Raw genomic sequence first — 25,131 nt, forward strand, 5'->3', positions numbered from 1 at the left:
AAAATAGAATCCCTTTCGAAAAAGTACAAAGATGCAGAAATGTATTCTTTGAACGAAGTTTCGATGCACATAAATGAAGGTCAGATTTTTGGATTATTAGGACCAAATGGCGCTGGAAAAACGACTTTAATTTCGATGCTCTGCGGTTTGATAAAACCCACTTCGGGTAATTTCACTATTAATGATCTGAACTACAGCAGCCATTCTTCAAAAATTAAAAAAATAATCGGGGTTGTACCACAGGAATATGCTTTATATCCTACACTGACTGCCAGAGAAAATCTGCATTATTTTGGAAGCATGTACGGTTTGAAAGGAACTGATTTAAAAGATAAGGTAATCGAAACTTTAGATCTTTTAGGTTTGTTGAAATTTGCCGACAAACAGGTTCAGACGTTCTCTGGCGGAATGAAACGCCGCGTGAATCTGATTGCCGGAATCCTGCACAATCCGAAGGTATTGTTTCTGGATGAACCAACGGTTGGAGTTGACGTTCAGTCTAAAAATGCTATCATAGATTATTTAAAAATATTAAACCAAAACGGCACAACGATTATTTATACCTCACATCATTTGGCTGAAGCCGAAGATTTCTGTTCTGATATTGCGATTTTAGATCAGGGACAGATTTACGCCCAAGATACTCCACTGGCGTTAATTGAATCTGTAAAAGATGCACGAAATCTCGAAGATGTTTTTATTTCATTAACCGGTAAAGCCCTGAGAGATGATATATAAAATCTGGATGTCAATCGTTAAGGAATTTCTTTTACTGAAAAGGGATTTAGGTGGCTTAATCATATTGTTTGTCATGCCTTTGGTATTGGTAATTACCGTAACCCTTATTCAGGACAGTACTTTTAAAGCCGCAACCGAAAATAAAATTCCTATTTTATTAGTCGATCAGGATAAAGGCAGCGTTTCAAAAACCGTTTTTGAAAACCTGCAAAAAAACAAATTTTTCAGCGTTGTCACGCAAATTGACAACAAACCCATTACAGAAGCAATGGCAAGGGAAAATGTTTATAAAGGAAAGTTTCAGCTGGCAATTGTTATACCCAAAAATCTAAGTGCCGATTTGCAGGCAAAAATCGACCAGAATGTACAAAATATTGTGAGCAAAATGGGGTTTTCAGATGCTGTTACAGCACCTCAGCCTTCAAAAGTAATTCAGCAAAAAGAAGTAAAATTATATTTTGATCCGGCCGTTCAGCTGAGTTTCAAAAATTCGGTGATGAGTTCGATTGACAAAATGATTTCACAGATCGAAACCAAATCGATTTATACGGCCTTTCAAAATCAGTTTGGAGAAGAAAATGCCCAATTTGAACAAAAAAGTTTTATTACGTTCAAAGAAATAATTCCGAGAATTAACAACAAAGAAATATTGCCCAATTCGGTTCAGCACAATGTTCCGGCATGGACACTTTTTGCAATATTTTTTATTGTGATTCCGCTTTCCATTAATATCGTAAAAGAAAAATCACAAGGAACATTTGTACGTTTACTGACCAATCCGGTTTCTAATCTGGTTGTCATTATGGGCAAAACGGTCACCTATTTAGTTATTTGTATGATTCAGTTTTATATGATGGTGGCAGTTGCGATATTTTTATTTCCGCACATTGGTCTGCCTTCGCTGAATATTGAAGGCCATTTATTTTTAATGAGTGTTGTCGCTTTATTTTCAGGATTTGCTGCTATTGGATTCGGAATATTATTGGGAACCATTGCAGGCACTCAGGAACAATCGGCCCCATTTGGTGCTACCAGTGTAATTATCCTGGCTGCCATTGGCGGTGTTTGGGTTCCCGTTTTTGCGATGCCGAAAATCATGCAGATTATCGCCAAATCATCTCCTATGAATTGGGGACTCGAAGCTTTTTATGATGTTTTATTGCGTAACGTTTCTTTCTTTGAAATCATTCCAAAAATAAGTTTGTTATTTTTGTTCTTTATAATCACAACTTCCATTGCCCTATATTATGACAAAAAGAAAAGAACAGTATAACGAAGCCACAGACTTAACTGTTTCGCACGAAATTAGAATTCGTTTTAACGAAACTGATCCGCTTGGGATTGTCTGGCACGGCAATTATATTACCTATTTCGAAGATGGACGCGAAGCTTTCGGACGCCAGCACGGACTTACCTATTTAGATATTGGTAATACGGGTTACACTACTCCAATTGTAAAATCGAAATGCGAACACAAATTGTCCTTGCGCTATGGCGATGTGGTAACGATTGAAACAACGGTAGTAGATACACCCGCTGCCAAAATGATTTACCGATTTAAAATTATTGATGCCCAAGGAGAAGTGGCCTGTATAGGAGAAACCATTCAGGTTTTTTTAGATAAAGACGGAAATTTAATGTTGACAAATCCTCCTTTTTATGAGGAATGGAAACGAAAAGTAGGATTGTTAAAATAAAACACGAATTAGCACGAATTAAAAATAAAATAGTCTAACCCATCTTCTGGATTTTCAAAATCTTGTAGGTATTGAGAAAAATGACACAACAAATCTTATTTATAATAGTAATATTAATAGGAGCATTTTATGCGAGAAAATATGGTCGTAAAGCGAAATCCGATATTGAAAAGTTTCAAAAGTGTAAAGCTAATAAGGAGGAATATGACAAAAAACTTGATTATTTAAATCGAAATGTTTTTTTTGGTCTTGAGAATCAAAATTCTGGATTCGATTCTGAATCTATAAAGTATTTTTTAGAAGACGATTTTAAAATAATATTAGATAGAATTGAAGATTTAAATCTTGGCGTTAATGGCATCGAGCCATGGTTTGATGAGGAATTTTATGATGTAATTGTTGTAGAAGATTGGGGTAATAATCCGTTCGACCCTAATTGGTATAAAAAGGTGTTCGAAAACTTAAAAGAAGAAAAGAAAAATCTTCTCTATGCAGCTAGTTATGTTGTGCCGCTTAACTTGTTATAGAGAATTATTATGAACCAGTCAAATCCAAAAAATAATCTGTAATAACTACATAGCATTAAATTAAAATTTAAAAGTATACCACAAGGTTTCTAAAAACCTTGCAGGAAAGCAACAAAATGACAAGAGAAATATATATCAACGAAACCAATTGTATCACGCCTTTAGGATTTGATGTTGACTCCAACATTGAAGCAATATTGCGCAGTGATTCCGGAATTCAGCTTCATAGTGACGTTTCTTTGATGCCAAATTCATTTTATGCTTCGATTATCAGTGATGAAAATATAAATAACTCTTTCGCGGAAATCAGTTCTGAAACAAAATATTCCCGTTTAGAAAAAATGATGATTCTCGCTTTAGAGCCGATTATCAAAAATTCAGGAGTCGAATTAAATTCGAAAACTGCTCTTATACTTTCAACCACAAAAGGAAATGTTACGGCTTTAAAAGACAATTCTGGTGACAGTTTTAACAATGCGCATTTAGATGTTCTGGCAAAAAATATTGCCAATTTCTTCAAGTTTCAAACGCAGCCAATAGTCGTTTCCAATGCCTGCGTTTCCGGAATTTTAGCAGTTTCGGTCGCCAAAAGAATGATTCAGTCTGAACTTTATGATACCATTTTTGTAGTCGCCGGCGACGAAGTTTCAGAATTTGTTTTGTCGGGTTTTAATGCGTTTCAGGCAATGAGCGAACTGCCTTGCAAACCGTATTCTAAAAACAGAACCGGAGTTAGTTTAGGCGAAGCAGTCGCTGCTGTTTTAATTTCGGCGGAAGCCAAAAACACTAAAATAAAAATCATTGGAGACAGTTCGATAAACGATGCTAATCATATTTCGGGTCCGTCAAGAACGGGAGAAGGTTTGTTCAGAAGTATTCAGAATGCTTTGAAAGAAGCACAAATTGAAGGCAACAAATTAGATTATATTTCTGCACACGGAACCGCAACGCCTTATAACGACGAAATGGAAGCTATTGCTTTAAATCGTTTAGATTTACAAAACGTTCCAATAAATAGTTTAAAAGGTTTTTACGGACACACATTAGGTGCTTCAGGATTATTGGAAACGGTTATTGCGATAGAATCCGCAAATCGAAATATGCTTTTTGAATCAAAAGGTTTTGATGAAATTGGCGTAAGCGAAACTATTAATTTGATTGAAAAAAATGAAGAGGCAACTATTCATTTCTTTTTGAAAACAGCTTCCGGATTTGGCGGTTGTAATACAGCGGTAATCTTTGAAAAAATAATGTAAATGACAAAAACACTAAACTTTATAGTACTCTTTTTCTCGATTATCTCTTTTGTTGGATGCAAAAAAAACGCTGATGAAATACAAAGACAATATTTTGTTGATGACTCAAAAAATGTTGAGATTTTGTCTGTTAACTATTGTGTAGATAATTTTGGAAATGTAAGTTCCGTAGCTATTATTCCTGAAAAAACAACTTATAAAAATAAAGAGAAAATAAAAGAGGTTATAGATGATCTTAAAAACATTTATTTCTCTCCGGATAGCGAACAAAGAAATGAGTGTCATGATTATAATTTTATATTTATTAATCCAAAATATGAAAATAACAAACTCGACTCTTCAAAAATTTCCAAATGTTACGAATTAAGAAAAGGCAGTTATAAATATGTAGACGGTTCTTTTCCTGAAATCACAATTATACGTAATGATGAATTTCAGATAGAAAAAAATCAAAAGCAAACCTCTAAATTCAAAATTGAGTGGCCAAATGACACAAATTATATTTTAACCTATTTAACAGGCAGCAATAAAAGGCTGGATTTTTTTATTGGCAGAAAAATCTATGTCGAAATTATCGATATTCTTAGTGATGGAAGTTATGTTTACAGAGCTACTTTGACAGATGGCTCACTTGCAACAGGAATTTTAAAAAAAAATAATTCCTGATAATACTTTTTTCAAAAATGACTCAAAACACCTACATACATTCTTATATCAAAATCGAAAACAACGAAATTGTTTTGGACGGAGAAACGATATTCAAAACAGAACCAACCGATTTTGGCGATTTCTCTAAACAAGCTTATCGTAATTTTGAAATGCAATATCCAAAGTTTTTCAAAATGGATGCTTTGAGCAAACTCGCTTTTTTAGGTGCAGAGTTGCTTTTGAGTCCAATAACTTCTTCTGAAGCAGAAAACAATATCGCTTTGGTTTTGGCCAATAAATCATCAAGTTTAGATACGGATGTGAAATATCAGGAATCGATTTCAGACAAAGAAAACTACTTTCCGAGTCCGGCAGTTTTTGTCTATACGCTTCCAAATATTTGTCTGGGCGAAATAAGTATCCGCCATCAGCTGAAAAGTGAAAATTCTTTCTTTATATTTGAGGCCTTTAATCCTGAATTTATGTCGAATTATTCGAACATTCTTCTAAATTCAAACAAAGCAGATACGGTGCTTTGCGGATGGGTTGAATTTTTTAATGACAATTACAAAGCTTTTCTTTGCACCATAAGTGGTAAAGAAAACACAAAATATACAAACGAAACGATCAATACTTTATACAATAAATAATCATGGAAGCATTAAAAGCAGAATTAAAAAATAAAATTATTACAACTCTAAATCTTGAAGATATAGCAATTGAAGATATTGCTGATAACGATCCTTTGTTTGGAGACGGTTTAGGTTTAGACTCAATTGACGCACTTGAACTGATCGTAATTTTAGACAAAGATTACGGAATCAAATTAGTTGACCCGAAAGAAGGAAAGTCCATTTTCCAGTCAATTGAAACAATGGCCGCTTACATTAGCGCAAACAGAACAAAATAGACTCCTTAATGCTTAGATTTTTAAGCTGTTTAGACAAAAACTGTCTAAGCTAAAAAAATAACAATCCAAACAAGTCCAAAAATCTAAGAAGTCTAATGTCTAATCCTCTAAGAATTCAAAAAATGAAAGGTGTCGCAATAACCGGAATGGGAATTATCTCTTCGATTGGAAATTCAGTCGAAGAAAATTATATTTCGCTAATCGAAAATAAAATTGGTATTTCCCGAATCCAAAATATTTCGACTGTTCATGCCGATAGTATTAAAGTTGGAGAAATAAAAAAAACCAACGATGAATTGGTCAATGAATTGAAACTTTCACCTGATAATAATTTTTCAAGAACAGCTATGATTGGTGTTTTTGCGGCCAAACAAGCTGTAAAAGAGGCCGGAATTACATCGATAAATGAATTTAGAACAGGACTTATTTCGGCTACCAGCGTTGGCGGAATGGATATGACTGAAAAACATTATTACGATTATTTCAAACATCCTGAACTTATAAAATACATTAGTTGTAACGATGGCGGCGATGTTGCAGATAAAATTGCTCAGGAGTTAGGTTTAAAAGGAATGGTCACAACAATAAGTACAGCTTGTTCATCTGCAGCAAATGCAATTATGTTAGGTGCCCGATTAATCAAAACCGGAAAACTGGATCGTGTTATTGTTGGTGGAACTGATGCTTTGGCAAAATTTACCATTAATGGATTCAAAACTTTGATGATTTTATCTGATGATTACAACAAGCCTTTTGATAATAACCGTAAAGGTTTAAATTTGGGTGAAGCTGCTGCATATCTGGTTTTAGAATCAGATGATGTAGTACTGAGACAAAACAAAAAAGTTTTGGCCTGCGTTTCTGGTTACGGAAATGCAAACGATGCTTTTCATCAAACTGCTTCGTCAGAAAACGGCGACGGAGCTTATTTGGCAATGAAAAAAGCCTTTGAAATTTCGGGTTTAAAACCTTCTCAAATTGATTATATCAACGTTCACGGAACCGCAACGCCAAACAATGATTTATCTGAAGGAAGAGCTTTACTCCGAATTTATGAAAATGAAAAAATTCCCGATTTTAGTTCTACAAAGCCCTTTACAGGTCACACTTTAGCAGCAGCAGCAGCAATTGAAGCCGTTTACAGTGTTTTGGCGATTCAAAATAATATCGTTTATCCTAATTTGAATTTCGAAACTCCAATGGAGGAGTTTGATCTGAAACCACAAACTATTTTAAAAAACAAAAATATCGAACACGTTTTATCCAACTCTTTCGGTTTTGGTGGAAATTGTTCAACTCTTATATTTTCTAAAAGCGAATGAAAACATATATAAATGGAATAGGTTGCATTTCGACTCAAAAAACATTTGATACTGTTTTTTTAGAAGAGGCCATACATGATAACAACGAAAATGTTCTTAAAATAGTTTCTCCGGCTTACAAAGATTTTATTTCACCGGCAGCCAGCAGAAGAATGGCAAAAGGCGTAAAAAACGGAATCGTAGCTTCGGCTTTGGCTATGAAAGATGCGAATATCGAAAATGTTGATGCCATTATTACCGGAACAGGTTTGGGCTGTATTGAAGATTCTGAAAAATTTCTGAAAAACATTCTGGATAATAACGAAGAGTTTCTAACCCCTACTTCCTTCATTCAATCAACACACAATACCGTTGGCGCACAAATTGCACTTTTACAGCAATGCAAAGGTTATAATTTTACCTATGTAAACGGAGCCGTTTCTTTTGAATCGGCCTTAATTGATGCTAAAATGCAAATCGAAGGAGACGAAGCCAATTCAATTTTGGTAGGCGGAGTTGATGAAAATGGCGATTATACAACAGCTCTTTTTAAATTAAACGGACGAATTAAAAAAGATACTTATGAGTCTTATGCCGTTTTAAATTCTGAAACAAGCGGTGCAATTTACGGAGAAGGCGCCAGCTTTTTTGTTTTGGAAAATGAAAGAAAAGAAAATACATACGCAAAACTTCTCGATGTTACTATCGTAAATACGTTGGAAGAAAACGAAATTGAAACAGAAATAAAATCTTTTCTAAAAGCAAATAAGCTGGAAATTTCAGATATTGATGCTTTGGTTTTAGGATTTGATGGGAATGTCGATTTTGAAATTTATTATAAAAATCTTGCTGAAAATGCTTTTGCACAAACACCTGTTTTATATTATAAACATTTAAGCGGCGAATACGATACGGCTTCGGCTTTTGCATTATGGATGGCTTCAAAAATTATAAAAACACAGGAAATTCCAGAAATTATAAAAGTTAATTCAGTTGAAAAACCTGCTTATAATACTATTTTGTTATACAATCAATTAAACGGAAAAAATCATAGTTTTACGTTAATCTCAAAATGATAACGCATAAAAACATCTCACTATTTTTTATTTTTTTATTGCTTTTATTGCTTCTTCTGAACCTTTATACAGCAATTAATTTTTGGTGGTTTGCTATTATTGTTTCCATTTGGTTTGTATTTAATATTGTCGGTTCATCTCTAATAGCGTCAAACTATCATGTAAAAGCTTTTTGCAGGAATGCTTTAGAAAAGGAGAAAAAAATTGCCCTTACATTTGATGACGGACCGGGCATTTATACTTTAGAAATTCTTGATCTTCTTAAAAAATATAATGTAAAAGCGACATTTTTTTGCATCGGAAAAAATATTGAAATGTATCCTGAAATTGTAAAACAAATTATAGACGAAGGTCATTTGACTGGAAATCATTCCTACGGACATTCTCCTTTTTTTGATTTTTATAATGCGAAAAAAATTATAGAAGAAATTCAAAAAACAGATACGCTTTTAGAAAAATTAACTTCAAAAAAAATTAACTTTTTTCGGCCACCCTACGGAGTTACCACCCCATCAATTCGGAGGGCTTTAAAAATAACCGGACACAAAGTTGTTGGCTGGAATATCCGTTCACTTGATGGCGGTACAAAAAATAAAAAATTAATTTTCAACCGAATAATAAAACGAGTTTCTCCCGGCGGAATTGTACTTTTGCACGACACGGCTTCACACTCTGTCTTGGTATTGGAACAGTTTTTGCAATTTTTACAACAAAACCATTATAAAGTGGTTTCTGTAGAAGAACTTTTGAACCTTAAAGCTTATGAAAACTAAATTATATATATTTCTTTTTTTCCTAAACATTTTCAGTATTTCAATTTTTGCACAAGAGCAAAAAATGACTGCTGCCGAAATAGCTTCATTTAAAGAAGATGTAAATATTGTTTCCAAAAAAATCAAAACTTTGAGTACCGATTTTATTCAGTACAAACATTTGGATTTTTTATCGAAAGACATTGAAACCTCCGGAAAAATGATTTTTAAAGAACCTTATTTGCTTCAATGGCAATACAAAAAACCATACAATTACAGTATCGTTTTTAAAAACGGTAAAATCCTGATTAACGATGAAGGAAAAAAAAGTGCAGTTGATATTGGAAACAGCAAAATCTTTGGCCGAATCAATAAACTAATTGTGGGAAGCGTAAGCGGAAATATGTTTGATGACAAAGAATTTACGATTTCGTACTTTAAAGTGAAAGGACAAAATCTGGCGAAATTTATTCCAAAAGATGCGACGCTTAAGAAATACATCAAACAGATTGAACTTACTTTTGATAAAGAAGAAGCTACAGTCGTACAAGTAAAACTATTGGAATCATCAGATGATTATACCCGAATTGTACTTAAAAATAAAGTGATCAATGCAAAAATCGACGATTCAGTATTTAGTAATTAACAGCCTTTTGGCAGTTGTTTTATTTTCCTGTGGCTCCGTCACAAAAAATTATACACCAAAAAAATTAGACAAAACATCCTACGAGGTTCCTTATTTTTCAGATTCAAAAACGGATTATGTATACAAAACCAATATCACGGTTTACGGAAATGAATTGTCTGGAATTTTCATTGCCAAAAAAATAAATGATACAACACACCGGATTGTTTTTACAACAGAGTTTGGTAACAAATTGTTTGATTTTGAAATTTCCGAAACAACTTTTAAAGTAAATTCAATTGTGTCAGAATTAGATCGTAAAATTCTAATAAATACTTTAGAAGAAGATTTCAGACTGCTTCTTAAAAACAAATATTTGATTCAGGAACAATTTGAAAACGATTTTTTTAACATTTACAAATCGGCAGATAAAAACCGTGATAATTACCTGTTTCTGACCAAGAAAGACCAAAAGTTAGAAAAAGTGATTCACTCATCTCAAACAAAAGAAAAATTTACTGTTCTTTTTAGTTCAGAAAACAATATTTTTGCAGAAAAAATTCAGATTATTCATCAAAATATTAAGTTGGAAATCACGTTAAATTATTTAAAATCAGAAATTTAAAATCACTAATAAACTTTGAAACAATTAAAAATGAGAAAATCAATCCTAATTGCATTCGTTTTATTTATAGGTCTAATAACAGCACAGGCACAGATAAAAGTAAGTCCGGGAGTCAGAGGCGGTTTAAACTTTTCTACACTAACCAATATTGACGACAATAGTACCAAAACAGATTTTTATCTTGGAGGATTAGTCAACATCAAGTTCAATAAGTATTTTTCGCTACAGCCTGAATTATCGTATTCAAGACAAGGCGATAAAGGAACATATTTGGAAAATGGTAGTTATAGAAATATAAATTATGAGCTAAATTATATAACAGTTGGAGCCGTTGCTAAATTTAACTTTAACGGAAGCGGATTTCACGTATTAGCAGGGCCATCTTTAGACTTCAAAATTGATGATAATTACATCAATTCTAATCCTGAAGGTTTTGACCTGTCGCTAGTTGGAGGCGTTGGATATACGTTACCAAACGGATTAACATTTGAAGCAAGAATTAAACAAGGTTTTATTGATATTTACGGTTACGATGAAGTTTATGATAATAATAATAACGGAAATTATGATGAAGTTATTTTAAATCAGGTACTGCAGATTGGTATTAGTTATACATTTAAAGGAAGATAAGATACATGAAAAAATTAATTGCCATCGTTTTTATTTTATTCATAAATTCAATAAATGCTCAGGTAACATTTAAACCAGGGCTGAGAGCCGGAGCTGCTTTTTCAACGTTCTCAAATACACGTTCTTCCTATAAAAGTGATTTTTATATTGGAGGGTTTGGTGAAATTAAATTAACCCGGATTTATGCTTTACAGCCTGAAATTACATATAGCAGACAGGGTTCTAATAACGTTAAAACTTTTGCTGGCTACACTAATGATGGCGAACAAATTGTGGAATCAAAAAATTTAGACATTGATTATGTTTCGATTGCGATGATCAATAAATTCACTTTTAATGGTTTTCAGGTTCAGGCTGGTCCAACTCTGGATTTTAGAACAAGAGATAATTTACGCTATGAAAAGTCTGATGCTGATTTAGCTCTCGTTGTTGGTTTTGGTTATAAAGTGCCTTTGACCGGATTAACTATTGAAGCTCGTATCAAAAAAGGTTTAATCGATGTTATAGACAGTGATTATTACAGCAGCAATGATAACAGCGATTATTTGTTTGGAGATTATAATACAAATGTGAATTTTCAACTGGGTGTTTCGTATGCCTTTGGTAAATAAAAAAATATGGTTTTAAAAGATTTTTACAAAATACTTTCAGAAGAAAAAACAGGAGATTCTAAGTACAATTTTACGATTTTGGTCAACGAAAAACACGAAGTTTTCAAAGGTCATTTTCCTGGAAATCCAATTATGCCTGGCGTTTGCATGATTCAGATTATTAAAGAACTTACTGAGACTATTACAAAAGCCAATTTGGTAATTCAAACACTTGCTAATGTAAAGTTCATGGCACTTATTAATCCAGAGGTTACTCCGGAATTGCGTTTAGAACTTGATATTGTAACTACCGAAGATGATTTGGTAAAAGTAAAAAACACTACTTATTTTAACGACACCGTTGCTTTGAAACTAAGCAACGTGTATAAAAAGATATAATTATGAAACTACTACTGACATTTATCCTATGGTTCAATTTTGCAGGGAACCCTGACTTGGCTTCCATTCGCAAAATGTATACAGACGTTTCAAAATCAGAAACAAATGCTAAAGAATTTTTAGACAAACTTGCCGGCATATCTGGCAATGATGACAAAATTTTGGTAGCTTACAAAGCCGCTTCGATTTTGCTGGATTCTAAATTTGAAAAAAAATTAGGCGCAAAAATGGAACGCTTTAAAGAAGGTGCAAAACTTCTTGAATCTACTGTAAAAAGTGAACCCAACAATATCGAAATCAGAATGATCCGATTGAGCATTCAGGAAAATGTACCTGGTATTACGGGTTATAAAAAAAATATTAAAGAAGATAAAAAATTCATAACTGAACATTATGATGAGCAAAGTAACTCTTTAAAAGAATATCTTAAAAACTTTATATTACAATCTAAAAGTTTCTCTGAAAAAGAGAGACAATTGGTGAAGTAGATAAAGAAAACACAACCCATGAAACCTATTTTATTACAGCAGGAGCTACTAAGTTTAACGCATTTTTGTGTGATTGTTCCAACATACAACAATCACAAAACGTTAAAAAGAGTACTGGATTCCGTTTTAGATTACACTTTAAATGTAATAATTGTTAATGACGGTTCTACTGATGAGACGAGTGAAATTTTAAAATCATATTCTCATCTGGTACAAATTCATCATCCTGAAAACTTAGGAAAAGGAAGGGCCTTGAGAAACGGTTTTCGAAAAGCGATTGAAACAGGTTTTGAATATGCCATTACAATAGATTCTGACGGTCAGCATTTTGCTTCTGATATACCAAATTTTATTGCTGAAATTCAAAAAGAACCGAATTCTTTATTGATTGGCAGCAGGAATATGACACAGGAAAACGTACCAAAAAAAAGTAGTTTTGGAAATAAATTTTCAAATTTTTGGTTTCAATTTGAAACCGGAATTAAACTTGATGATACGCAATCGGGTTACAGATTATACCCTTTACAATTATTGCCGAAACAATTTTATACCAATAAATTTGAGTTTGAGATTGAAGTTATTGTTCGTTCTGCATGGAAAGGTATTTTGGTAAAAAATATTGCAATCGAGATTTTATATGATCCTGCTGAACGTGTTTCACATTTTCGCCCTTTTAAAGATTTTACCAGAATCAGTATTCTAAATACTGTTCTGGTTCTAAATTCGCTTTTGTATATCAAGCCCAGAGACTTTTTTCGGAAAGCAAAAAAAAAAGGTTTTAAAAAGTTTTTTCTTGAAGATATTTTAGAAAGCAACGATTCTAATTTCAAAAAAGCGGCTGCAATTGCATTAGGTATTTTTATCGGTATATCTCCATTTTGGGGATTTCAAACCGTATTACTTTTATCATTTGCCACCTTACTCAGACTCAATAAAGTCATTGCTTATCTCTCTTCAAATGTTAGTTTTCCACCTTTTATTCCATTTATTATTTATGGTTCTTTAAAAATGGGAAGTTATTTTGTATCCAATAAAACCACTTTGGTTTTAGACAGTTCACTTACACTTGACGACATTCAGCAAAATGCTACACAATATATCGTTGGAAGTCTTATTTTAGCAACCGTTTCTTCACTAACTATAGGTTTTTTGAGTTATTTACTTTTAACCTTTTTTAATTCAACTAAAAATAAAAAATAAACATGCATCACTATTTTTACGCCATTCATTTATTTGTTAACCGAAGAAAATCCCTTTCGGTTTTATTGGCTGTTCTGATGCTTTTTGTCTTGGGATTTTTTGCTTCTAAAATTAAATTTGAGGAAGATATTACAAAGCTTATTCCAACAAACGACAAATCTGATGTTACTGCAAAAGTGCTTAAACAACTTAATTTTGCAGATAAAATTACGGTTATTTTCAAGTTAGAAAAAAACGGAACCAGTGAAGATTTAAAAGAAATGGCTGCCATTTTTTCAGATAGTGTTTCTAAATCATGTAAGCCATATATAACTGGAATTCAAGGAAAGGTTGACGAAGAAAACATTCAGGAAACAATAGATTTTGTGTACAACAATCTCCCATTATTCCTTGACAATAAAGATTATGCCGCTATACAAAACAAACTCAATAAAGATAGTATTGTAGCAACCGTTCAGGGAAATTATAAATCGATTATCTCGCCTTCTGGATTTTTGACCAAAGATTTCATTTTGGAGGATCCGCTCGGGATTTCTTTTATCGCTTTAAAGAAATTGCAACAACTAAATGTTGGTGATGACTTTACCCTTGATAATGGATACGTGATGACCAAAGACAAAAAGAAATTACTACTTTTTATTACATCAAATCTCCCATCGAGCGAAACTGAAAAAAATACTGTTTTTGCTGCAAAGCTAAAATCAATTCAGGACAATCTAAATCAGAAATTCAAAGCAAAAACTTCAATTAGTTATTTTGGTTCAGCTTTGATAGCTGTTGCCAATGCCAACCAAATTAAAAGCGATATTATCCTGACGACAACAATCGCGATGATCACTTTAATGTTGATCCTGATTTTATTCTACAGAAAAATATTAATCCCATTAATCATTTTTATTCCAACCGTTTTTGGAGCTCTGTTTGCTATTGCATTTTTATTTTTTGTAAAAGAACAAATTTCCGCAATTTCCCTAGGAATTGGTTCAGTTTTATTAGGAATTACGATTGATTATTCCATTCATATCCTTACGCATTACAAACACAACAGTGATGTAAAAACGTTATACAAAGACATCACTATGCCTTTGATTATGAGCAGTTCGACTACGGCTGTCGCATTTTTATGTTTGCTATTTGTGAAATCGGAAGCGCTTAATGACTTAGGGATTTTTGCTGCTGTAATTGTTATGGCTTCTGCATTTTTCTCCCTCTTAATTGTTCCGCATTTATACAAACCGAAAGAAAATAATTTTGAATACAAGAAAAATGTAATCGACAAGCTGGCGCATTTTTCATTTCATAATAATAAATTCCTAATCGGTTTTTGTGTTCTCATTACGATTATCTGCTGTTTTACTTATAATAATGTTGGCTTCAATAACGATTTGTCACAGCTTAATTTTGTTCCGAAAGAAATAAAAGCTGCAGAAAAAGAGCTGGAAGAAAGCACCAGCTTAACATCAAAAACAATATATGTTGCTTCGTACGGAAAAAGTATGGAAGAAGTTCTGCAAAACAACAGCCGTCTTTTTTCAGATTTGTCTGCAGCAAAAGAACAGCAAAAAATATTAAACTTTAGTTCAATTGGCGGAATTATGCTTTCGCAAAAAGAACAGCAACAGAAAATTGAAAAATGGAATTCTTTTTGGGATAGTAATAAAAAACAACTCTTAAAATCCAGTTTAATTTCCGAAGGTTCAAAATTAGGATTTAAACCTACAACATATAGTACGTTTTTTGACCATTTAGATTTTAATTTCAAACCGATTTCAGCAGCTGATTATCTAAAAATTCAGGCATTGCAACTGCATGAATTCGTAACCGAAAAAAATGGTTTTTTCACGATTTCAACTTTAGTAAAAGTAGCTCCAAAACAACGTGACGCTTTTGTAAAGATGGCTGAAACTAAAAAAAATCTGATTGCTATCGATCGTCAGCAGATGAATGAAACGTTTTTCAGCACTTTAAAAACTGATTTCAATTCTCTTATAAATTATTCGTTTATTGCCGTGATCCTGATTTTATTTTTCTTTTTCCGAAGAATAGAACTGGTTATTGTAAGCTGTATTCCTATTGCCTTAACAGGAATTGTGACAACAGGTATAATGGGCATTTTTGATATTCAGATGAATATTTTCAGCATGATTGTCTGCACGCTTATTTTTGGCCACGGGGTCGATTTTAGCATTTTCATGACGAGCGCACTACAAAAAGAATATACAACCGGAAAAAACGAAATTGCAATTTACAGAACCTCAATAATTTTAGCAGTAATTACTACCATTTTAGGAATTGGTGCCATGATTTTTGCAGAGCATCCGGCATTAAAATCTATTTCATCTGTATCCTTAATTGGAGTTTTTGCCGCACTCATTATTACCTTTATCTTCTATCCGATTCTTTTTAAATTATTCATTTCAAACCGCCCAAAAAACGGGAATGCTCCATTTCAATTAAGAACCTTTCTTCACGGTATACTCTCTTTTTTCTATTATGGATTTGGTGGTGTTTTAATGTCAATTTTTAGTTTAATCATTATGCCGATTATTCCACTTAATGAAAAAACAAAAATGAAAGGATTCCGATATGCGATTTCTAAATTCATGAAATCAGTATTATATTCTAATCCGTTCCTTCAAAAAAAAGTGATTAACCCTTATAATGAAAACTTTGAAAAACCTGCCATTATAATTGCAAATCATTCTTCGTTTCTAGATATTTTGATATGCGGAATGTTAAGTCCAAACATTATTTTTTTAGTAAATGATTGGGTTTACAACTCCCCTATTTTTGGTGCTACGGTTAGAAAAGCAGGATTTTATCCTGTTTCAGAAGGTCTTGAGGGTGGTGTTGAGCATTTACGCCAAAAAATAAATGAAGGGTATTCATTGATGATTTTTCCGGAAGGAACCCGTTCAGAAAGCAATGAAATTAAACGCTTTCATAAAGGTGCTTTTTATCTTGCTGAACAGTTTAATTTAGATATTCTTCCTTTGCTTATTCATGGGGCTTCAGAAGCAATTCCAAAAGGTGATTTTGTCATTCATGATACCAACCTTACCGTTTCTATATTAAAAAGAATCACGGCTGATAATCTTTCATTCGGAAAAAATTATACTGAAAGAACCAAACAATTGGGTGCGTTTTTTAAATCAGAATTTCAAAAAAACCGTCAGGAACTAGAAGGGCCGGAATACTTCAAAAAAATGCTTATCAACAGTTATGATTACAAAGAAGCAGAAATTATAAATAGTATAAAAAGCAACTTAAAAACAAATCTGAAAATCTATTATCAACTCAACAAACATATTTCAGCGAAAGCTAAAATATTACATTTGTCGAATGATTATGGGCAATTAGATGTGTTATTGGCTTTACAGCAACCCCAACGAAAAATATATTCTTATAATTCAGATGAAGAAAAAATCGCTGTTGCAAAGAACAATTATTTCGTTACAAAAAGAAAAATTTATTATCAGGAAAATCTGGAAACAGCTATTCAAAACCAATATGATGTTATTTTGATTTCGGAAGAAAATTATAATAATGATATTGAAAAAATCATTTCTGTATCTTCCTGTGTTATTTTAGTAAATTGTCAAAGTTTAAAAACCACTTTGATTAACTTAGGTTTTGAATGTGTTTTAGAAGAAAATTCAATAGTCATATTAAAGAAAAATTAGAATGAAAAATCATTATGACGTTGTAATTGTAGGCAGTGGTTTGGGCGGATTAGTATCGGCAATTATTTTAGCCAAAGAAGGCTATAGTGTATGCGTACTCGAAAAAAACAATCAGTATGGTGGAAATCTTCAGACTTTTGTACGGGACAAAACCATTTTTGATACCGGAATTCATTATATTGGTGGATTAAGCGAAGGGCAAAATTTGTACAAATACTTTAAGTACATTGGCATTATCGATCATTTAAATTTAAAAAAAATGGACGAAGATGCTTTTGATGTTATCTCATTTGAAGATGAAAACAAAGAATATCCGCATGCTCAGGGATATGAAAATTTTGTAAATCAATTAGCAAAACATTTCCCCGAGGAAAAAAAAGCTATTGAAAATTATTGCGAAAAAGTTAAATCAACATGCGATTCATTCCCGTTATACAACTTACAATGGGAAGGAAAATATGATAGTGAAATCCTGACATTAAACGCTAAAGAAACAATTGACCAGTTTACCCAAAATGAAAAACTAAAAGCGGTTTTGGCCGGATCAAATTTTTTATATGCCGGAATTGCAGATAAATCACCTTTTTATGTTCATGCACTTTCTGTAAATTCTTATATACAGAGTTCATGGCGATGCATAAACGGAGGAAGCCAAATCACAAAACAGCTTTTAAAACAGCTTAAAAAACATGGTGGCGAATTTTATAAATATAAGGAAGTTACCCATTTTAGTGTCGAAGACAACAAAGTGACCTCTGCCAAAATGAAAGACGGAACTGAGGTTTTTGGTACTTATTTTATATCGAACATTGAACCTAAAACTACCTTGAAAATGGTAGGAGAAGAAAATTTCAGAAAATCTTTTTATAGCAGGATCCAGAGTCTTGAAGGTGTTATTTCTGCTTTTAGCCTATACATCGTTTTTAAACCTAAAACCTTCAAATATATCAATCACAATTATTATCATTTTAAGAATAGTAATGACGTTTGGAATGCTCATGAATACGATGAAAATTCATGGCCAAAAGCATATATGGCTTCAATGAATGCCTCTAAAAATGTAGAAGAATGGGCAGATGGAATGACTTTTATCACTTACATGAAGTATGATGATTTATTACCATGGGTAAATACTTTTAATACTACTGCCGAAGAAAACGATCGCGGCGAAAGCTATGAAGAATTTAAATCCAGAAAAGCTGCACGTTTTTTAGAAGAAATCGAAATAAAATTTCCTGGAATTAAAGATTGCATCAAATCTGTACATACTTCTACCCCACTATCCTATCGTGATTATATAGGCGGACATAATGGCAATATGTATGGTTATGTAAAAGATTCCAACAATCCGATGAAAACTTTTATAGCACCAAAAACTAAGTTAGATAATTTATATTTAACGGGTCAGGGTATTAACATGCACGGTGTTTTGGGCGTGACTATTGGAGCAGTTGTCACCTGTTCTGAAATTGTTGGAAAAGAATATCTGGTCAACAAAATTAATCAGGAATCTGAATAGAGATATGAAAAACCGAATTTACATTTATTTTCTTGTCGGTTTTTTAATGCTGCTTGTTGCATGCGGCACATCCAAGTCTATGCACCATCGGCCGGATATTACCAATTATAATACAGAGAAACCCTCTGTAATAAAACAATCAGATTCAGTTTTTATTTCTGGAAAAAATTCTTTTTCAAAAAACAAACAAGGCCTTTGGGAATTATATGTAGAAGGAGATCCGTTGGAAATTGGCCTGACAACCGGAGCCTTATCCGATTCACTGCTAAAAAAACAGCAACAGATTTTTTTTTCCAGAATTGAAGATATCATTCCTTCAAAATTTCAACAAGCTTTACTTCGAAGTTTTTTAAAATGGTACAACAGAAAATTATATCAAAATGTACCAAATGAATATCAAGCAGAAATTTACGGAGTTTCACAATACACTTCTCATAATTTTGATAACATCGCCAATCAATACCAGCTTAGTTTGTACCTTCATGCTGCACATGATATTGGTCACGCTTTACAGGATTTGGCTTTGGTAGGCTGCTCTTCTTTTGCCGCCTGGGGCGAAAAATCTGAAGATGGTAATTTAATTCTGGGGCGTAATTTTGATTTTTATGTAAATGAGGCTTTTGCCGAGAATAAAATAGTAGCTTTTATAAATCCAAAAGAAGGACATCCCTTTATGATGGTAACCTGGCCAGGCATGATTGGTGCTGTTTCCGGAATGAACAAAGAAGGTTTGACGATAACCATAAATGCCGGAAAATCTGAAATTCCATTGACTGCCAAGACACCTATTTCGATTCTGACACGTGAGATTTTACAATATGCTAAAAATATTGATGAAGCGATTGCTATTGCAAAAAAAAGAAAAGTGTTTGTCTCTGAGTCAATTATGATTGGAAGTGCTCAGGATAACAAAGCTATTCTGATTGAAGTTTCACCTGAAAAATTGGGTGTTTTCGATGTTCCAAACAGCAGTCAATTGATTTGTTCAAATCATTTTCAGAGTGAAACTTATAAAAATGACAAACGAAATGCCTCGCAAATTATCAATAGCCATTCAAAATATCGCTTTGAAAGAATGCAGGAATTGTTTGTTGAGAATCCAAAAATTAATCCAAAAGTTGCTTCAGAAATTTTACGAAACAAAGAAGGCTTACAAAATATAGCATTGGGTTATGGTAATGAAAAAGCACTGAATCAATTGATGGCACATCACGGAGTTATTTTTAAACCGAAAGAAAAATTAGTCTGGGTTTCTTCAAATCCCTATCAGTTAGGCGAATTTGTGTGTTATAATTTAGATTCCGTTTTTAAAAACCCAAAATCGGGCTCTATTATTTCATTCCAAGAAAAAAACCAGAATATTGTCAAAGATCCATTTTTAGAAACTGCAGCATTTAAAAACTATAAAAAATTCAGAATCGAAGATCAGAAAATAGATTCCTATTTAAAAAATAAAACGGAAGCTCCGTTAGATTTTATTCAGGCTTATCAATCTTTAAACCCTGATTATTGGGTTGTATATTATAAAGCAGGATTGTATTTTTACCAAAAAAAGAACTTTCTGCTTGCTCAGGAAAACTTTAAAAAAGCATTAACCAAAGAAATCACAACTGTTCCTGATAAAGAAGCAATTGAAAAATATTTAAAAAAAATCAAAAGAAAATTACAATGATTCCAGCAATAGAAAAAAATTCTTTAGAAGAAATTAAAATTTTTCAAGAGCAAAAATTAGCAGAGCTTTTAACTTATATTAGTCAAAATTCTCCTTTCTACAAAAGGCTTTTTGCCGGACAAAATATTGATATTTCGAAAATTAAAACTCTTGAAGATTTACACTATTTACCGGTAACTACAAAAGAAGATTTACAACAATACAACGATGATTTTGTATGTGTCCCACAGCATAAAATTATTGACTATTCTTCGACTTCAGGAACTTTGGGCGATCCGGTAACTTTTGGTTTAACAGATTCTGATCTTGACCGATTGGCTTATAATGAAGCTATTTCATTCGCCTGTGCCGGAATTACAGAAGGCGATGTTGTGCAATTAATGACAACAATTGACCGTAAATTTATGGCTGGTCTGGCTTATTTTTTAGGTTTAAGAAAATTGAAAGCAGGCATTATCCGTGTGGGTGCCGGAATTCCGGAAATGCAATGGGATTCGATTTTAAAATACAATCCGAGCTATTTAATTACCGTTCCTTCTTTCCTTTTAAAATTAATTGAATACGCCGAAATACACGGAATCGATTACAATAATTCGAGTATAAAAGGTGCTGTCTGTATTGGGGAATCTCTGAGAGAACAGGATTTTTCGATGAATATTTTATCCAAAAAAATTACGGATAAATGGAACATCAGGTTGTTTTCGACTTATGCTTCTACCGAAATGAGTACGGCTTTTACAGAATGTGAATACGGTCAGGGCGGTCACCACCATCCGGAATTGATTATCGTTGAAGTTCTGGACGAAAATAATAGGCCTGTAAAAAATGGTGAAACGGGAGAACTGACTTTTACTACTTTAGGAATTGAAGCCATGCCGTTACTCCGTTTTAAAACCGGGGATATTGTACAGCTTCATAACGAACCTTGCTCCTGCGGGCGACATACTTTGCGTGTTGGACCGGTTGTGGGCCGTAAAAAACAAATGATCAAATATAAAGGCACGACACTTTATCCGCCAGCGATGAATGATGTTTTGAGCAGTTTTGATACTATTGAAAATCATCTTATCGAAATTTCTACCAACGATTTAGGGACTGATGAAATCCTGATTAAAATTGCAGCTAAAAATCAGACACCCGAATTTTTACAGGAAATAAAAGATCATTTTAGAGCGAAATTAAGAGTAACTCCAAAAATAGAATTTGCTACAAAAGAAGCTTTAAATCCTTTGGTTTTTAATCCAATGAGTCGAAAACCAATTCGTTTTTTTGATTACCGATAGTTTTAGGTACAAAGTTACAAAGGCTCAGAGGAACAAAGGTTTAGATTCTGAATGTAAAACCTTTGAGCCTTTGTAACTCTGAACCTTTAACCTCAATTTGGCACAAATTGAACTAAATGTTGTAATTTTGCACAAAATAGTGAAGATGGTCAAGATTGGCAACATAGAATTACCCGAATTTCCTTTATTACTCGCACCGATGGAAGACGTAAGCGATCCGCCGTTTCGCAGATTATGCAAAACGCATGGTGCTGACATGATGTATTCTGAATTTATTTCATCAGAAGGATTAATTCGTGACGCTATAAAAAGCCGAATGAAACTGGATATTTTTGATTATGAACGTCCGGTTGGAATTCAGATTTTTGGTGGAGATGAAGAAGCAATGGCACTTTCGTCCAAAATTGTTTCCACCGTAAAACCTGATTTAGTCGATATTAATTTTGGCTGCCCCGTAAAAAAAGTAGTCTGCAAAGGTGCCGGCGCTGGTGTTTTGAAAGATGTTGATTTGATGGTACGTTTAACCAAAGCCGTTATTAGAAGTACCGATTTGCCTGTTACCGTAAAAACACGTTTGGGCTGGGATGAAAGTTCGATTAATATTGATGAAGTTGCTGAAAGGCTTCAGGATATTGGTGTTCAGGCTTTGACCATTCACGCCAGAACCCGCGCACAAATGTACAAAGGCCACGCCGACTGGTCGCATATTGCACGTGTAAAAAACAACCCAAGAATTACAATGCCTATTTTCGGAAACGGTGATATCGATAGTCCCGAAAAGGCATTACGATATAAAAACGAATATGGAATCGACGGAATCATGATTGGTCGTGCTGCCATTGGCTATCCGTGGATTTTTAATGAAATCAAACATTTCTTTAAAACAGGCGAGCACTTGCCTGCTCCAACGGTTATTGACCGTGTTGAAGCAGCCAGAAATCATTTGCAATGGTCTATGGACTGGAAAGGGGAACGTTTGGGAATTGTAGAAATGCGTCGTCACTACACCAATTATTTCAAAGGAATTCACTCTTTTAAAGAATTCAAACAAAAACTAGTTACTACTGATGAACCTGAAAATTTATTCGCGATTATGAAAGAAATTGAACAGGTTTATGCGGGATATGAGTTTGTTTAGAAAATACTTAATATAATTTAATCAATTATTAGACTTAGAAATTTTTTTGAATTCAAATATTTTTATATATTTGCATTATAATTAACGCCACCTCATAATCTCAGTATTATGAACCTGCTCCTACTGGGAGCTTTTTTTTTATATCTATGTCAGAAGAAATTAAAAATAAAAAAGTAGTCTTTTACTTTGATGGGTTTAACTTTTATCACGGATTTAAATCTTATACGGGATCACATCCTGATTGGAAAAACTATTTTTGGATTGATTTTGTCAAACTTTGTACACAGTTTGTTTTTGCACATGACAATCAAATTTTACACAAAGTAAAATATTTTACCGCACCACCCATAAATAAATTAAAGAAAAGCAAACAAAGTGCTTTATTTGGAGCTAATAAAATTACTAACGGTTCTATTTTTGAAGTTGTTAATGGTCATTATGCTGATAAATTCATAGATTGCCAAGCAACCTGTAAAGAAAACTTTAAGGTCCCTGAAGAAAAATGTACTGATGTAAATATAGCATTACACATGATCGGTGATTGTATAAATAATGACGTCGATATTATAGTTTTAATTACTGCGGATAGTGATCAAGTGTCTACTATCAAATTTATAAATCAAAAGTTTCCACACATTAAAACAAAATTATATTTCCCCCCTGATAGAAAGTCGAATGAATTAAAATCATTATTTAAAACAGTTGTTTATCTTGAGAATCATGAAGATAAATTTAAAAATGCAAAAATGCAATTCGAAGTAAAAAATGAAACGAAAACTTACACAAGACCAAGTGATTGGAAAAAATAGTTGTTTTTAATTATATTTCTAATATTAGCATAATTTATACCTCAATACTTTTCCACTTTCCTCTTTTATAGAAAAAGATTCCTGCTAAAGTTATAGCTGTTTCAGCAACCGGAATTGCAATAAAAACGCCTGTCGGCCCCATATTAAAATGTTTTGCCAGTACATAAGCCAGTGGAATCTGGAACATCCAAAACCCGAAAAAGTTAATTCCGGTTGGTGTCCAGGTATCTCCTGCCCCATTGAACGTATTGATCAAAACCATCCCGATTCCGTAAAAAATAAATCCGATGCTCATTGTACGCAATGCTTCAGCAGCAATTGTTTTGACCATTTCATCATTCGTAAAAAAAGAGATAATATAGTTGCCAAAAACTAATGTAATAATCATAATCGAAGCCATGAAAATCACGTTGTATTTTGCTGTTGTAAAAACCGATTTTTCAGCACGTTCGATTTGTTTGGCTCCTAAATTCTGTCCGACTAAAGTTGCCGCCGCATTACTTAATCCCCAGGCAGGAAGGATAAAAAACATCATAATCCGAAGTGCGGTCTGATAACCTGCCGACCCATGATCTCCTCCGGTTGTAGCTACCAATTTTGCCAGGAAAATCCAGCTGCAGGATGCGATTACAAATTGTAAAATTCCCGGAGCTGCAATTTTTACCAAAGCTTTTATTTGTGTAAAATCCGGAGCGAAGTATGAAATTTTGATTTTTAAAATTCCGTTCCCTGAAAATAAATGATATAATTGATATACTACTCCAATACTTCTTCCGATGGTAGTCGCCAAAGCTGCACCAATTAATCCAAAAGCCGGAACCGGTCCTAAACCGTTAATTAAAATCGGGCATAAAATAATATTGCAGATATTAGCAATCCAAAGACTTTTCATAGCTATTGCTGCATTTCCTGCACCGCGAAATATTCCGTTTATTAAAAACAAAAGCATAATGCATAAACTGGAACCAATCATGATTTGGGTAAACCTGAAACCGTGTTCTGCAGATTCTAATGACGATCCCATAAGTACTAGAATGTCTTTCGCATACATAATTCCGAAAATGCTCAATACACTATTAACGGCAAAAGCAATAATAATAGCCTGCATTCCGGCTTTTGCTGCAGCGACCGGATCTTTCTCTCCAATTCGTCTGGCCACAACTGCTGTCGCTGCCATGCTCATTCCAATGGCAAGAGAATATATAATTGTCAAAACTGATTCGGTTAAACCAACAGTCTGAATCGCAAAACTACTGTGTTCCAAATGCCCTACGAAATACAAATCGACCAATGCAAAAACAGATTCCATCATCATTTCCAAAACCATTGGAATGGCTAACAGAATTACTGCTTTTTTGATGCTTCCGGATGTATAATCAAATGATTCTTCTCCTTTCAGCGCTTGTTTTAATGTGGTAAAAATTTTAGAAAATAGATTTTTCTTTATAACTGTTTCTGTCATGATATTTTAGGATAAATGATAAAATTGGTTCAGATGTATTAATCTGAACTGAAAAAAGTAAAAGCGTAAGTATCCTAAATTATTCTAAAAATAAAATTAGGAT

At 33.2% G+C, this 25,131-nt stretch carries 25 protein-coding genes; 24 read left to right on the plus strand and 1 reads right to left on the minus strand.

What is annotated here, in order from left to right; translation table 11 throughout:
• Positions 1–39: 39 nt before the first annotated feature.
• From FLACHUCJ7_RS15615 to FLACHUCJ7_RS15730, 24 genes are all read left to right on the plus strand, one after another.
• Positions 40–738, plus strand: coding sequence for an ABC transporter ATP-binding protein (locus tag FLACHUCJ7_RS15615; protein ID WP_165834979.1), 699 nt, complete (start codon positions 40–42; stop codon positions 736–738).
• Positions 728–2,011, plus strand: a complete 1,284-nt coding sequence (locus tag FLACHUCJ7_RS15620; RefSeq protein WP_078226809.1) for an ABC transporter permease — start codon at positions 728–730, stop codon at positions 2,009–2,011. The genes FLACHUCJ7_RS15615 and FLACHUCJ7_RS15620 overlap by 11 nt, the downstream gene beginning before the upstream one ends.
• The gene (locus tag FLACHUCJ7_RS15625) at positions 1,986–2,435 is read left to right on the plus strand and encodes an acyl-CoA thioesterase (RefSeq protein ID WP_180909534.1); all 450 of its coding nucleotides are present in this window, start codon (positions 1,986–1,988) and stop codon (positions 2,433–2,435) included. Before FLACHUCJ7_RS15620 ends, FLACHUCJ7_RS15625 begins: the two co-directional genes overlap by 26 nt.
• Positions 2,436–2,515: 80 nt before the next feature.
• Positions 2,516–2,962 (plus strand): hypothetical protein, encoded by a 447-nt coding sequence (locus tag FLACHUCJ7_RS15630; protein ID WP_180909535.1) that lies wholly within the window; start codon positions 2,516–2,518, stop codon positions 2,960–2,962.
• A 116-nt stretch (positions 2,963–3,078) separates the two neighbouring features.
• On the plus strand, positions 3,079–4,218 hold the full coding sequence (locus FLACHUCJ7_RS15635; RefSeq protein ID WP_180909536.1) for a beta-ketoacyl synthase N-terminal-like domain-containing protein: 1,140 nt from the start codon (positions 3,079–3,081) through the stop codon (positions 4,216–4,218).
• Entirely contained in the window at positions 4,219–4,884 is a 666-nt protein-coding gene (locus tag FLACHUCJ7_RS15640) for a hypothetical protein (RefSeq protein ID WP_078226805.1), read from the plus strand. It abuts the gene before it with no gap.
• 17 nt (positions 4,885–4,901) lie between these two features.
• Positions 4,902–5,516, plus strand: a complete 615-nt coding sequence (locus tag FLACHUCJ7_RS15645) for a beta-ketoacyl-[acyl-carrier-protein] synthase family protein (RefSeq protein WP_078226804.1) — start codon at positions 4,902–4,904, stop codon at positions 5,514–5,516.
• Between the two features lie 2 nt (positions 5,517–5,518).
• The gene (locus FLACHUCJ7_RS15650; RefSeq protein ID WP_078226803.1) at positions 5,519–5,776 is read left to right on the plus strand and encodes a phosphopantetheine-binding protein; all 258 of its coding nucleotides are present in this window, start codon (positions 5,519–5,521) and stop codon (positions 5,774–5,776) included.
• Between the two features lie 122 nt (positions 5,777–5,898).
• Positions 5,899–7,098, plus strand: coding sequence for a beta-ketoacyl-[acyl-carrier-protein] synthase family protein (locus FLACHUCJ7_RS15655; RefSeq protein WP_180909661.1), 1,200 nt, complete (start codon positions 5,899–5,901; stop codon positions 7,096–7,098).
• A complete protein-coding gene (locus FLACHUCJ7_RS15660; RefSeq protein ID WP_180909537.1) occupies positions 7,095–8,153 on the plus strand; it encodes a beta-ketoacyl synthase N-terminal-like domain-containing protein in 1,059 nt (352 codons plus the stop codon). The genes FLACHUCJ7_RS15655 and FLACHUCJ7_RS15660 overlap by 4 nt, the downstream gene beginning before the upstream one ends.
• On the plus strand, positions 8,150–8,926 hold the full coding sequence (locus tag FLACHUCJ7_RS15665) for a polysaccharide deacetylase family protein (protein ID WP_180909538.1): 777 nt from the start codon (positions 8,150–8,152) through the stop codon (positions 8,924–8,926). Before FLACHUCJ7_RS15660 ends, FLACHUCJ7_RS15665 begins: the two co-directional genes overlap by 4 nt.
• Entirely contained in the window at positions 8,916–9,551 is a 636-nt protein-coding gene (locus tag FLACHUCJ7_RS15670) for a LolA family protein (protein WP_180909539.1), read from the plus strand. Before FLACHUCJ7_RS15665 ends, FLACHUCJ7_RS15670 begins: the two co-directional genes overlap by 11 nt.
• Complete coding sequence (locus FLACHUCJ7_RS15675; protein WP_078226798.1) at positions 9,517–10,155, plus strand: hypothetical protein; 639 nt, start codon at positions 9,517–9,519, stop codon at positions 10,153–10,155. The genes FLACHUCJ7_RS15670 and FLACHUCJ7_RS15675 overlap by 35 nt, the downstream gene beginning before the upstream one ends.
• A 30-nt stretch (positions 10,156–10,185) precedes the next feature.
• Positions 10,186–10,785 carry a porin family protein gene (locus FLACHUCJ7_RS15680; protein WP_180909540.1) on the plus strand — a complete coding sequence of 200 codons (600 nt, stop codon included), beginning with the start codon at positions 10,186–10,188 and terminating at the stop codon, positions 10,783–10,785.
• Positions 10,786–10,790: 5 nt separating this feature from the next.
• Positions 10,791–11,396, plus strand: coding sequence for an outer membrane beta-barrel protein (locus tag FLACHUCJ7_RS15685; protein WP_180909541.1), 606 nt, complete (start codon positions 10,791–10,793; stop codon positions 11,394–11,396).
• Between the two features lie 6 nt (positions 11,397–11,402).
• Positions 11,403–11,774: a 3-hydroxyacyl-ACP dehydratase gene (locus FLACHUCJ7_RS15690; protein ID WP_078226795.1), complete on the plus strand. Its 372-nt coding sequence runs from the start codon at positions 11,403–11,405 to the stop codon at positions 11,772–11,774.
• 2 nt (positions 11,775–11,776) lie between these two features.
• Complete coding sequence (locus FLACHUCJ7_RS15695; RefSeq protein WP_078226794.1) at positions 11,777–12,262, plus strand: hypothetical protein; 486 nt, start codon at positions 11,777–11,779, stop codon at positions 12,260–12,262.
• Between the two features lie 18 nt (positions 12,263–12,280).
• Positions 12,281–13,462 carry a DUF2062 domain-containing protein gene (locus FLACHUCJ7_RS15700; protein WP_180909542.1) on the plus strand — a complete coding sequence of 394 codons (1,182 nt, stop codon included), beginning with the start codon at positions 12,281–12,283 and terminating at the stop codon, positions 13,460–13,462.
• Positions 13,463–13,464: 2 nt separating this feature from the next.
• A complete protein-coding gene (locus tag FLACHUCJ7_RS15705; RefSeq protein ID WP_180909543.1) occupies positions 13,465–17,145 on the plus strand; it encodes a 1-acyl-sn-glycerol-3-phosphate acyltransferase in 3,681 nt (1,226 codons plus the stop codon).
• 1 nt (position 17,146) lies between these two features.
• The gene (locus tag FLACHUCJ7_RS15710) at positions 17,147–18,664 is read left to right on the plus strand and encodes a phytoene desaturase family protein (protein ID WP_180909544.1); all 1,518 of its coding nucleotides are present in this window, start codon (positions 17,147–17,149) and stop codon (positions 18,662–18,664) included.
• A 4-nt stretch (positions 18,665–18,668) separates the two neighbouring features.
• Positions 18,669–20,336, plus strand: a complete 1,668-nt coding sequence (locus tag FLACHUCJ7_RS15715; protein ID WP_180909545.1) for a C45 family peptidase — start codon at positions 18,669–18,671, stop codon at positions 20,334–20,336.
• On the plus strand, positions 20,333–21,619 hold the full coding sequence (locus FLACHUCJ7_RS15720; RefSeq protein WP_180909546.1) for a phenylacetate--CoA ligase family protein: 1,287 nt from the start codon (positions 20,333–20,335) through the stop codon (positions 21,617–21,619). Before FLACHUCJ7_RS15715 ends, FLACHUCJ7_RS15720 begins: the two co-directional genes overlap by 4 nt.
• 145 nt (positions 21,620–21,764) lie before the next feature.
• Positions 21,765–22,757 carry a tRNA dihydrouridine synthase DusB gene (gene dusB / locus FLACHUCJ7_RS15725; RefSeq protein ID WP_180909547.1) on the plus strand — a complete coding sequence of 331 codons (993 nt, stop codon included), beginning with the start codon at positions 21,765–21,767 and terminating at the stop codon, positions 22,755–22,757.
• Positions 22,758–22,903: 146 nt separating this feature from the next.
• Positions 22,904–23,566, plus strand: a complete 663-nt coding sequence (locus FLACHUCJ7_RS15730) for an NYN domain-containing protein (RefSeq protein ID WP_110307771.1) — start codon at positions 22,904–22,906, stop codon at positions 23,564–23,566.
• A gap of 34 nt (positions 23,567–23,600) precedes the next feature.
• Here the strand turns inward: FLACHUCJ7_RS15730 and FLACHUCJ7_RS15735 are convergent, their stop codons facing one another.
• Complete coding sequence (locus FLACHUCJ7_RS15735; RefSeq protein WP_180909548.1) at positions 23,601–25,028, minus strand: MATE family efflux transporter; 1,428 nt, start codon at positions 25,026–25,028, stop codon at positions 23,601–23,603.
• Between the last annotated feature and the right edge of the window lie 103 nt (positions 25,029–25,131).

Source organism: Flavobacterium salmonis, assembly GCF_903819435.1.
GTDB lineage: Bacteria > Bacteroidota > Bacteroidia > Flavobacteriales > Flavobacteriaceae > Flavobacterium > Flavobacterium chungangense.

Coding starts and splice junctions, on each gene's coding strand:
- FLACHUCJ7_RS15675 (WP_078226798.1), top strand. CDS start 9,517: ATGCAAAAATCGACGATTCAGTATTTAGTAATTAACAGCCTTTTGGCA.
- FLACHUCJ7_RS15630 (WP_180909535.1), top strand. CDS start 2,516: ATGACACAACAAATCTTATTTATAATAGTAATATTAATAGGAGCATTT.
- FLACHUCJ7_RS15680 (WP_180909540.1), top strand. CDS start 10,186: ATGAGAAAATCAATCCTAATTGCATTCGTTTTATTTATAGGTCTAATA.
- FLACHUCJ7_RS15735 (WP_180909548.1), bottom strand. CDS start 25,028: ATGACAGAAACAGTTATAAAGAAAAATCTATTTTCTAAAATTTTTACC.
- FLACHUCJ7_RS15685 (WP_180909541.1), top strand. CDS start 10,791: ATGAAAAAATTAATTGCCATCGTTTTTATTTTATTCATAAATTCAATA.
- FLACHUCJ7_RS15645 (WP_078226804.1), top strand. CDS start 4,902: ATGACTCAAAACACCTACATACATTCTTATATCAAAATCGAAAACAAC.
- FLACHUCJ7_RS15730 (WP_110307771.1), top strand. CDS start 22,904: ATGTCAGAAGAAATTAAAAATAAAAAAGTAGTCTTTTACTTTGATGGG.
- FLACHUCJ7_RS15655 (WP_180909661.1), top strand. CDS start 5,899: ATGAAAGGTGTCGCAATAACCGGAATGGGAATTATCTCTTCGATTGGA.
- dusB (WP_180909547.1), top strand. CDS start 21,765: ATGGTCAAGATTGGCAACATAGAATTACCCGAATTTCCTTTATTACTC.
- FLACHUCJ7_RS15625 (WP_180909534.1), top strand. CDS start 1,986: ATGACAAAAAGAAAAGAACAGTATAACGAAGCCACAGACTTAACTGTT.
- FLACHUCJ7_RS15635 (WP_180909536.1), top strand. CDS start 3,079: ATGACAAGAGAAATATATATCAACGAAACCAATTGTATCACGCCTTTA.
- FLACHUCJ7_RS15665 (WP_180909538.1), top strand. CDS start 8,150: ATGATAACGCATAAAAACATCTCACTATTTTTTATTTTTTTATTGCTT.
- FLACHUCJ7_RS15690 (WP_078226795.1), top strand. CDS start 11,403: ATGGTTTTAAAAGATTTTTACAAAATACTTTCAGAAGAAAAAACAGGA.
- FLACHUCJ7_RS15695 (WP_078226794.1), top strand. CDS start 11,777: ATGAAACTACTACTGACATTTATCCTATGGTTCAATTTTGCAGGGAAC.
- FLACHUCJ7_RS15670 (WP_180909539.1), top strand. CDS start 8,916: ATGAAAACTAAATTATATATATTTCTTTTTTTCCTAAACATTTTCAGT.
- FLACHUCJ7_RS15715 (WP_180909545.1), top strand. CDS start 18,669: ATGAAAAACCGAATTTACATTTATTTTCTTGTCGGTTTTTTAATGCTG.
- FLACHUCJ7_RS15660 (WP_180909537.1), top strand. CDS start 7,095: ATGAAAACATATATAAATGGAATAGGTTGCATTTCGACTCAAAAAACA.
- FLACHUCJ7_RS15640 (WP_078226805.1), top strand. CDS start 4,219: ATGACAAAAACACTAAACTTTATAGTACTCTTTTTCTCGATTATCTCT.
- FLACHUCJ7_RS15710 (WP_180909544.1), top strand. CDS start 17,147: ATGAAAAATCATTATGACGTTGTAATTGTAGGCAGTGGTTTGGGCGGA.
- FLACHUCJ7_RS15620 (WP_078226809.1), top strand. CDS start 728: ATGATATATAAAATCTGGATGTCAATCGTTAAGGAATTTCTTTTACTG.
- FLACHUCJ7_RS15700 (WP_180909542.1), top strand. CDS start 12,281: ATGAAACCTATTTTATTACAGCAGGAGCTACTAAGTTTAACGCATTTT.
- FLACHUCJ7_RS15615 (WP_165834979.1), top strand. CDS start 40: ATGTATTCTTTGAACGAAGTTTCGATGCACATAAATGAAGGTCAGATT.
- FLACHUCJ7_RS15720 (WP_180909546.1), top strand. CDS start 20,333: ATGATTCCAGCAATAGAAAAAAATTCTTTAGAAGAAATTAAAATTTTT.
- FLACHUCJ7_RS15705 (WP_180909543.1), top strand. CDS start 13,465: ATGCATCACTATTTTTACGCCATTCATTTATTTGTTAACCGAAGAAAA.
- FLACHUCJ7_RS15650 (WP_078226803.1), top strand. CDS start 5,519: ATGGAAGCATTAAAAGCAGAATTAAAAAATAAAATTATTACAACTCTA.